Source organism: Micromonospora sp. URMC 105 (assembly GCF_051386295.1).
Taxonomy (GTDB): Bacteria; Actinomycetota; Actinomycetes; order Mycobacteriales; family Micromonosporaceae; genus Micromonospora.
In genome coordinates this window covers 1-509 of sequence record NZ_JBPQTL010000221.1, presented here as the reverse complement: position 1 = coordinate 509, position 509 = coordinate 1, and the positions used below count along the sequence as shown (strand labels likewise).

The 509-nt window shown below is 83.5% G+C and carries 1 pseudogene; it reads right to left on the bottom strand.

Features of this window, described 5'->3' with window-relative positions:
- Positions 1-509 (bottom strand): annotated as a pseudogene (locus ACSNN7_RS29040) (hypothetical protein); the annotation flags it as partial.

Below are 509 nucleotides of genomic sequence, written 5' to 3'. Positions count from 1 at the left end.
GGGGTGTACGGCATCGCCGGGGCGACCGGGGCCGGCGGGGCGACGGGCGCCGCCGGAGCCGCCGCGAACGGGGCGAACGGCGCGGGCGCCGCGGCGGCCGGTGCCGACGGGGTGCCGGCGACCGGGCCGAAGGGCAGCCCCGGGGTGGCGTCGGCGGCCGGGGTCCGCTTCGGCAGCGGGTCGAGCAGCGGCTGGGCCGCGGTCGGGCCGCCGGCGGAGTACCCGCCCCCGTACGCGGACTCGGCCGGAGCCGCCGAGGCCGGCACGGCGGACGCGGGCACGGCGGAGGTCGGCACGGACGAGGCCGGCACCGCGGAGGTCGGCACGGACGACGCCGGCACCGCGGAGGTGGGCGCGGACGGCGACACCTGGGCGCCGAGGGTCACCGCCGGTGCGGTGTCCCGCGCGTCCACCGGCGGCTGCCAGGGCGCCGGGGCCGGCGGGGCGGCCCGCCACTGGTCGGTCAGCGTCGCCGCGCCGGTACGCCCGTTGGCCAGCGGGTCACCGAG